Origin of the sequence: Longimicrobium sp., from assembly GCF_036280135.1 — a bacterium.
Lineage (GTDB): Bacteria > Gemmatimonadota > Gemmatimonadetes > Longimicrobiales > Longimicrobiaceae > Longimicrobium.
This window is the reverse complement of the sequence record NZ_DASURI010000283.1, coordinates 1-6,445: the sequence shown is the minus strand read 5'-3', so window position 1 is coordinate 6,445 and position 6,445 is coordinate 1. Positions and strand designations below refer to the sequence as shown.

At 71.8% G+C, this 6,445-nt stretch carries 5 protein-coding genes; all 5 read right to left on the bottom strand.

Going from position 1 to position 6,445, the window contains the following annotated elements; genetic code table 11:
* The coding region (locus tag VFZ20_RS08995) for a dihydrodipicolinate synthase family protein (protein WP_329683526.1) at positions 1-904 on the bottom strand (904 nt) is incomplete at its 3' end.
* Complete coding sequence (locus VFZ20_RS08990; protein ID WP_329683525.1) at positions 895-1,806, bottom strand: HAMP domain-containing sensor histidine kinase; 912 nt, start codon at positions 1,804-1,806, stop codon at positions 895-897. The genes VFZ20_RS08995 and VFZ20_RS08990, both read right to left, overlap by 10 nt.
* 83 nt (positions 1,807-1,889) lie before the next feature.
* Positions 1,890-2,252, bottom strand: coding sequence for a hypothetical protein (locus VFZ20_RS08985; RefSeq protein WP_329683524.1), 363 nt, complete (start codon positions 2,250-2,252; stop codon positions 1,890-1,892).
* Between the two features lie 608 nt (positions 2,253-2,860).
* Positions 2,861-4,948: a M3 family metallopeptidase gene (locus VFZ20_RS08980; protein WP_329683523.1), complete on the bottom strand. Its 2,088-nt coding sequence runs from the start codon at positions 4,946-4,948 to the stop codon at positions 2,861-2,863.
* Between the two features lie 498 nt (positions 4,949-5,446).
* Positions 5,447-5,986, bottom strand: a complete 540-nt coding sequence (gene idi / locus VFZ20_RS08975) for an isopentenyl-diphosphate Delta-isomerase (protein ID WP_329683522.1) — start codon at positions 5,984-5,986, stop codon at positions 5,447-5,449.
* Positions 5,987-6,445: the final 459 nt, after the last annotated feature.

The following is a 6,445-nucleotide window of genomic DNA, read 5'->3' as shown; positions in this document are numbered from 1 at the left end:
CCGCCACGGGATTGGGAAGGATGCCGGCGGCGGCGAGCGCGTCGGCCAGCTTGCCGGCGTCGCGGTTGCGCAGGGGCTGGATGGGCGGACGGGGCGCGCCGCCGTGCATTCCCAGCGTGTCCAGCGCGGCCTTCATGCCGGGGATGCCCAGCTCGCCCACGACCGTCTTGTGCAGCGGCGCGATGCGCTCCTGCAGCCGGCCCGCGTCGCCAAAACGCTCGGCCTCGAACGCCGTCACCAGGTCGGCGCACTCGCGGGGCATGAGCAGCGACACGGCCAGGATGCCGCCCACGGCCCCCATCTCCAAGGCCGCGTACAGGATGGCGCCGCTCCCCGCCAGCACCGAGCACCCGCCCCGGCACGCGTCGATGAGCGCGCCCAGCGTGCGCAGGTCGCCCGACGAGTCCTTGATCCCCGCCACGTTGGGGTGCCGCGCCACCTCGGCCACGAGCCCCGGCTCCAGCTCCACCCCGCTGAAGCGCGGCGGCACTTGATACATCAGCACGGGCACGGGCGACGCGTCGGCAACGGCCACGTAGTGGTCGCGCAGGGCCGCGGGCGTCATCAGCGGCTTGTAGAACGAGGGCGGCTGCACCAGCACGGCATCGGCGCCGGCCTCGGCGGCCGCGCGGGTCTGGCGGATGGTGGCCCGCGTGGACTCGGCGCCCGTGCCGCAGAGGAGCAGGCGGTTGGCGTCGATGAGCTCGCGCGTGGCCGCCGTGAGCCGCGTCTTTTCCTCCTCGTCCAGCAGCAGCCCCTCGCCCGTGGAGCCAAAGAGGACGATGCCGCGCAGGGGCGTGGACATCCACCGCCGCACGTTGGCCCGCAGGGAGATCACGTCTGCCTCGCCCGTGACGGGGTCGAACGGGGTGGTGGCGGGGGCAAAGACGCCGTTCAGCTCCACGTGGCCCCCACCGGCTCGGGCGCCAAGCCCGGCAGCGCGCCCGTCGTGAGCCCGTCGCCGTACAGGGGAAGGCGCATGATGAAGCACGTGCCCTCGCCGGGGGCGCTCTCCACTTCCAGGCGCCCGGCGTGCGCCTCCACGATCTCGCGGCAGATGGCCAAACCCAGTCCCATCCCCTTTCCCTTGGTGGATACGAACGGCTGAAAGATGCGCTCCAGCTTGTCGGGCGCGATGCCCGGGCCGTTGTCGGCGATGCGGACGACGGCGTGGGTGCCGTCGCGCTCCAGCGACACGTCCAGGCGGGCGTCGGCGCGGCCCTCCATGGCCTCGCGGGCGTTGCGCACCAGGTTGTCGACGGCCTGCCGCAGGTAGTACGCGTCGGCCAGCACCACGGCGGGCTGCAGGCGGCTGTCGTCCACCCGCATGCCTGTTTCCTCGCTTTCGCGCGTTTCGTGGGCCGTAACCTGGCGAACGAGGGCGTCCAGCGCCACCGGCTGCCGGTTGAGCGCGCGCTGGGCGCCGGAGGCGTAGACGGAAAGCTCGCCCAGCATGTCCACCAGCCGCTGCGACTCGCCGATGATGGCGTCGGCCACCTCGCGGCGGTGCATGGGGTCCGCCACCATGGCCTCGTTCTGCAGCAGGTCCGCGTGCAGCACGATGGTCTGCAGGGGGTTCTTGATCTGGTGCAGGATGCGGGCGGTGGCCGTGCCCATGGCGGCCAGCTTCTCCTCTTCGGCCCGGCGGCGGTCGCTGCGCCGCAGCAGGGTAAAGATCACGCCCGACGTGAAGACCACCACGCTGGCCACCACCACCACGCTCACCACGAACAGGAGGCGGTTGTCGTGCGCGCCCGTGGCGGCGGCGACTGCGGCGGGACTGGCGGCGGGGGCCTGCAGGATCATGGGATGGCGCCAATGGAAAGTCGCGCGCCGCGGGACGGGCCGCAGCGCGGGTGGGATCAAGAAACGCGGTGCGGAACGGCCCGTCAGCGCCCGTCGGCGCGGCGGCCGTCGGGGACGCGGGAGACGACGAAGCTCACCGTCTCGCCCTTTTCCTCGCCCTCGGGCACCACGGTCTCCACGGTGATGCGCCGCACCACGCCGCGCTCGTCGCGCAGGGTGACCTCGATGTCGATCCCCAGGTCCGGCGCCACGATGTGCGTGCGCACGCGGGACCCGGGATCACCCGAGGGGGGATCGGGGTTGCGGAGCAGGATCTTGGTGCTCTGGCGCCCGCTGTCCAGCCCGCGGGCCACCTTGATCTGGTGAAACCAGTCGGGCTGGTAGCCGATCAGGTACCGGCGCCCGTGCTGGTCCTCGCCCTGCCCTTCACGGTTGTGGCGTGCCATTCCCACCTCCGGCGCATGGAGCGGAGCACTGCGACGCGATTTCCGCGGGAATTCTCCCGTGCGGACGGCGCGGTGTCAAGGCGCGCGTTCGCCGCGGCGTCGCAAAGAACACGTATTGAACACCCGAAATCGGCAAATGGTGCCGCCGGGCCCCTGTCCCGCCCCGCGCCGGGGGCGCGGACGCGGGCAGCCACACACTTTCGCGCGCTTCACACGCGGCGAGTCGCCGCCAATGCGTTCGTTTGGAGAGTGCTCGACGCCCGCGCGGGCGGGAGGGGCCGTGTGCTCTTTTGCAATTTATACGCGTACCCCCGCCGCGGGAAATGAAAATCGTCGCAGCCCGCGCATCCGCCGCAGGTCCTGCACCCGCCCGCGCCGCCGCGGGCGCGGCCAAACGCCGTGGAAACCCGGCGCCGCGCCTGGGGATTGGATGGAAACATCCGTGCGCGTGGTCCTGGCTCCCTCCGCACCGGTTTCGACCGCTGCCCGGCGATGGCGGCATCGAGAGAGGAATTCAGCCCCGGCAGGGACCGGTTCTCCCTTCCCCCACGCTGTCCGCGGGCCGGGGACGGGGCGGCCCGCCCTCGATCGGCCCGTCCCCCGCCCGCCTATGCCGCGTCCATCAGGCCCAGGTCCAGGTCGCGGCGCAGGAGCGCCTCGGGGTCGGGGTCGCGGCCCATGAAGCGGCGGAACAGCTCCGCGGGATCCTCGGCGTCGCCCTGGCTGAGCACGTGGTCCACGAACGCCCGCCCCGTCTCACGGCTGAACAGCCCCTCGGCCCGGAACCGGCTGAACGCATCGGCCTCCAGCACGGCGGACCACATGTAGCTGTAGTATCCCGCCGCGTACCCGCCGGAGAAGATGTGCGTGAACGACGTGATGAAGTGGTCGTTCGCGAACCGCGGATGGAGGGCGAACGCCGACATCACCTGCCGCGCCCGCTCGATGGGATCGCCGTCCGTCCCGGGGTCGTAGCGCACGTGCAGGTCCAGGTCCACCGTGCCAAAGCTCAGCTGCCGCATCTGGTGCGTGGCGCCCATGAACCGGCGGGCGGCCAGCATCTTCTGGAACAGCGCCTCCGGGATGGGCTCGCCCGTCTCGTAGTGCCGCGCGAACAGGTCCAGGGCCGGACGCTCCCACGTCCAGTTCTCCATGATCTGCGACGGCAGCTCCACCCAGTCCGACGGCACGTGCGTCCCCGCCAGCGCGGGCACCTCCACGCGCGACAGGGTGTGGTGCAGCAGGTGGTCGAACTCGTGGAAGACGGTCTCCACCTCGCGGTGCGCGAGCAGGGCGGGGCGGCCGCCCTCCGGCGGAGAGACGTTGCAGACGACGGATGCCAGGTGCGGCTTCCAGCCCTCCGGCCGCGGCCCGCCCGTGATCATCCCGCCCATCCACGCGCCCCCGCGCTTGCTCTCGCGGGGGAACCAGTCCGCGTAGAACGAGCCCAGCAGCTGCTCGTCCTCGTCGTACACGTCAAAGAAGCGCACGTCGGGGTGCCACACCTCGGCCAGCTCGCGCGGGCGCACCCGCACGCCAAAGACGCGGCGGGACAGCTCCCACAGCCCCTCCAGCACGCGGTCCAGGGGGAAGTACGGGCGCAGGGCCTCGGCGTCCAGGTCGTAGCGGGCCAGGCGCAGCCGCTCCACGACGTACGCGGTGTCCCACGGCTCCAGGGAGGTGATTCCCAGCTCGTCCCGGGCGAACGCCTCCACGGCGGCCATCTCGCGCTGCCACACGGGGCGCGTGCGGGCCGTCAGGTCCTCCTCGAACGCCACCGCGCGGGCGCCGTCGTGGGCCATGGCGTCTTCCAGCGCGTAGTCCGCGTAGTCCTTGAAGCCCAGCACGCCGGCCAGCTCGCGCCGCAGCTCCAGGATGCGCTTGACCAGGGGGCGGTTGTCGTGCTCGCCGCTGGAGGCGCGGTTCATGTACGCCTCGTACATCCGCTGGCGCAGCTCCCGCCGCGCGGCGTACTGCAGGAAGGGCTGGTACGACGGCAGCTGCAGGGTAAAGCGCCAGCCCTCCACGCCCTTGCTTTGCGCGGCGGCCCGGGCCTGGGCCCGGGCGCTCTCCGGCAGCCCCTCCAGGTCCGCCTCGTCGGTGATGACCAGGTCCCACGCGTTGGTGGCGTCCAGCACGTGGTTGGCAAACTCCGTCGTCAGGCGCGACAGCTCCACGCGCAGGGTTTCCACGCGCGTCTTCTGGTCCTGCGGCAGGTCGGCGCCGGCGCGCTCGAACGAGCGGACGAGCTTGGTGAGGTGCCGCTGCCGCACGCCCGTGAGGGCGCGGGCCTCGTCCGTCCCCGCGTACGCCTTGATGGCCGCCCACAGCTCCGGGTTGAGCGGCATGCGCGCGTAGAAGGCGGACAGCTCCGGCAGCACGGTCTCGTACTCCTGGCGCAGCTCGGGCGTGTTCATCACGGCCATCAGGTGCGACACGGGACGCACCACCCGGCTGAGCCGCTCGCTCACGTCTTCCAGGGCCTGGACGGTGTTCTCGTACGTCCGCGGCGCCTGGAGGTCGATGATGGCCTGCAGCTGCTCGTTGCCGCGGGCCAGGGCGTGGCGAAAGGCGGGGACCACGTGCTCCGGCGCGATCTCGTCGAACGGAAACGGGATGCGGCCGGAGAGCAGCGGATTGCCGGACAGGTCCTCGCCGGCGTCGGATTCGGTGCGTGGGGCGGCGGTATCGGTCATCGGCGGCTCTCGGTCGGGATGCTGGCGCCGCGGCCGGATGACGTCCGGCGTGCGGCGGATCGGATTCGGATGCTGGATTTCGGGCCCGCGGTGAGCGGAGGGCGTTCGGCGCGGCTTCGGTGCGTCCCCGGCGTGGCGGAGATTGCGCGGGCTGCCTTCGCCTGGACTCTGGGCCGTCTGCACGACGGTCCGGGATCACGCGGGGCGCCCCCTCGCTCGCCCGGGCTCGGACCTCCTCCCAAACCCCTGGGGGAGGTTGGAAGTTCATCTTCCACGGAGAGAACGTGCCGGGAGCCTCCGTTCGCGCGTGGGCAAGCGCCCGCTTCGTGCTTCACCGCGCGGAGTGATCCGCACGCGCCGGGCCATAACTTCCGTTTATGAGCCGCGCCCGCTAATCACCCCTCTTCACGGGAGATAGCGGGCGCGGTGCGTCGGCATTCGTCAGCGGACACGATTTGCGCATCGTGCCGGCGCGGTGCAGGCATGGCGCAAAACGGGTCAGCCGGCGGCGGGGGCAAAGCTGTCCAGGCGCGCGGGCCAGTCCGGCCGGGAGAACACCATCCGGAACCACGCCGTGAACCGCTCCGGCTCATCCACCACCTCGTCCGCCAGGCGCGCCACGGAGGCCCAGCGCCACGCATCTACCTCGTCGGGGTCGGGCGCGGGCTCGCCGTCGTAGCGGGCCAGGAACACGTGGTCGTACTCGTGCTCCACCAGCCCGCCGCCCACGTCCGCGTGGTAGGTAAAGGCGAACGCGGGCTCCAGCGGGCAGTCGATCCCCATCTCCTCGCGCAGGCGGCGCCGCGCGGCGTCCTCCACCGCCTCGCCGGGGCGCGGGTGCGAGCAGCACGCGTTGGTCCACAGCCCGCCGGAGTGGTACTTGGACGCCGCCCGCTGCTGAAGCAGCATCTCGCCGTGCGAGTTGAGCACGAACACGGACAGGGCGCGGTGCAGGCGCCCCTCGGTGTGGGCGCGCTGCTTTTCCAGCGTCCCGATCTCCCTGTCGAACTCGTCCACCAGCACCACGCGCTCTTCCATTCCGCTCCGCGCCTACGTCCGGGGATCCGCCGGGCGATCGTTTGCCGCCCGCCACGGACCTTGTACTAACCTTCTGCGACGGGAGGCGCAACTCGTGCGCCATCACCGGTCCTCTACTACACCACATCCGGGCGGACGGGGCCGTTGGGCGGTCAAGCAAAGGCCGAGCGGAAGGACGGACATCTCGCCGGCAGCAGGCCGCCCCTCCCCCGGCTCCTCCCCGCTCGTTCCTCGCGGAGAGGAAGAACGGCGGATCGTGTACCGTGGCGGACTGTCTCTCGCCCGCGGAGGGCCCCCTCCCCCCCGCCCCCCTGCCCCCGCTCCGCGGGGGAGGGGGGAGAACTGCGCTGACGCGCAGGATTCGCCTGGGTGCAGGATGCTCGTTGGAAGTATACACCCTCTCCCGCGCAGTTTGCGGGAGAGGGTGCGAGCGACAGCGAGCGGGTGAGGGCCCTTGCC